This is a genomic window from Schleiferilactobacillus perolens DSM 12744 (genome assembly GCF_001435585.1).
Taxonomy (GTDB): domain Bacteria; phylum Bacillota; class Bacilli; order Lactobacillales; family Lactobacillaceae; genus Schleiferilactobacillus; species Schleiferilactobacillus perolens.
This window is the reverse complement of the sequence record NZ_AZEC01000045.1, coordinates 1-1255: the sequence shown is the minus strand read 5'-3', so window position 1 is coordinate 1255 and position 1255 is coordinate 1. Positions and strand designations below refer to the sequence as shown.

The window sequence follows — 1255 nt, the reverse complement described above, 5'->3', positions numbered from 1 at the left end:
TCTTCCGCTTCATTGTAGATATTGCCGGGGTGGCGGAACTGGCAGACGCACGGGACTTAAAATCCCGCGGTGAGTGATCACCGTACCGGTTCGATTCCGGTCCTCGGCATTACAATGACGCACCCATAGCGCAACTGGATAGAGTGTCTGACTACGAATCAGAAGGTTGTAGGTTCGACTCCTACTGGGTGCATCATCGGGAAGTGGCTCAGCTTGGTAGAGCACCTGGTTTGGGACCAGGGGGTCGCAGGTTCAAATCCTGTCTTCCCGATACTAGCGCGGTCTAGCACTAGTTGATTGTTATTATGATAAAATACACTATGGCGGTGTAGCTCAGCTGGCTAGAGCGTCCGGTTCATACCCGGGAGGTCGAGGGTTCGATCCCCCCCGCCGCTATTAAGACTTGAGCTTCTGGACCTTTAGCTCAGTTGGTTAGAGCAGACGGCTCATAACCGTCCGGTCGTAGGTTCGAGCCCTACAAGGTCCATCTTTACTGATGGATTTAGGTTCCTTAGTATGCTACAATTTTAATGTTATCGCGGGATGGAGCAGTCTGGTAGCTCGTTGGGCTCATAACCCAAAGGTCGTAGGTTCAAATCCTACTCCCGCAATTGGTCCCATGGTGTAGGGGTTATCACGCCTGCCTGTCACGCAGGAGATCACCGGTTCAAATCCGGTTGGGACCGTTTTGGCTCGGTAGCTCAGTTGGTAGAGCAATGGATTGAAGCTCCATGTGTCGGCAGTTCGATTCTGTCCCGCGCCATATCACTAAAGATCTGCGGGTGTAGTTTAGTGGTAAAACGACAGCCTTCCAAGCTGTAGTCGCGAGTCCGATTCTCGTCACCCGCTTCCGTAACAATATTATGGGCCTATAGCTCAGCTGGTTAGAGCGCACGCCTGATAAGCGTGAGGTCGATGGTTCAAGTCCATTTAGGCCCATTTTGGAGAAGTACTCAAGTGGCTGAAGAGGCGCCCCTGCTAAGGGTGTAGGCCGGGAAACTGGCGCGAGGGTTCAAATCCCTCCTTCTCCGTTACGGCCCGTTGGTCAAGTGGTTAAGACACCGCCCTTTCACGGCGGTAACATGGGTTCAAATCCCGTACGGGTCATGGCTAGACTATTTTTTTGGAGGATTACCCAAGTCCGGCTGAAGGGAACGGTCTTGAAAACCGTCAGGTGGGTCAAACCACGCGTGGGTTCGAATCCCACATCCTCCTTTTACAATTTAATTATTATCGCGGGATGGAGCAGTCTGGT

At 52.4% G+C, this 1255-nt stretch carries 13 tRNA genes; all 13 read left to right on the top strand.

Annotated elements, in window-relative coordinates:
• Positions 1–23: 23 nt before the first annotated feature.
• The 13 genes from FD09_RS15510 (at position 24) to FD09_RS15450 (ending at position 1215) form a co-directional block, all read left to right on the top strand.
• A tRNA-Leu gene (locus FD09_RS15510) sits at positions 24–109 on the top strand.
• 10 nt (positions 110–119) lie between these two features.
• Positions 120–193, top strand: a tRNA-Arg gene (locus tag FD09_RS15505).
• A gap of 4 nt (positions 194–197) precedes the next feature.
• A tRNA-Pro gene (locus FD09_RS15500) sits at positions 198–271 on the top strand.
• 51 nt (positions 272–322) lie between these two features.
• A tRNA-Met gene (locus tag FD09_RS15495) sits at positions 323–396 on the top strand.
• Between the two features lie 17 nt (positions 397–413).
• Positions 414–487, top strand: a tRNA-Ile gene (locus FD09_RS15490).
• Positions 488–537: 50 nt separating this feature from the next.
• Positions 538–611: transfer RNA gene (locus tag FD09_RS15485), tRNA-Met, on the top strand.
• 2 nt (positions 612–613) lie between these two features.
• Positions 614–686: transfer RNA gene (locus FD09_RS15480), tRNA-Asp, on the top strand.
• A gap of 4 nt (positions 687–690) precedes the next feature.
• Positions 691–763, top strand: a tRNA-Phe gene (locus FD09_RS15475).
• 15 nt (positions 764–778) lie between these two features.
• Positions 779–849: transfer RNA gene (locus FD09_RS15470), tRNA-Gly, on the top strand.
• 16 nt (positions 850–865) lie between these two features.
• Positions 866–939 (top strand) — tRNA-Ile (locus tag FD09_RS15465).
• Between the two features lie 4 nt (positions 940–943).
• A tRNA-Ser gene (locus tag FD09_RS15460) sits at positions 944–1031 on the top strand.
• A 4-nt stretch (positions 1032–1035) separates the two neighbouring features.
• Positions 1036–1107 (top strand) — tRNA-Glu (locus FD09_RS15455).
• A gap of 18 nt (positions 1108–1125) precedes the next feature.
• A tRNA-Ser gene (locus FD09_RS15450) sits at positions 1126–1215 on the top strand.
• Positions 1216–1255: the final 40 nt, after the last annotated feature.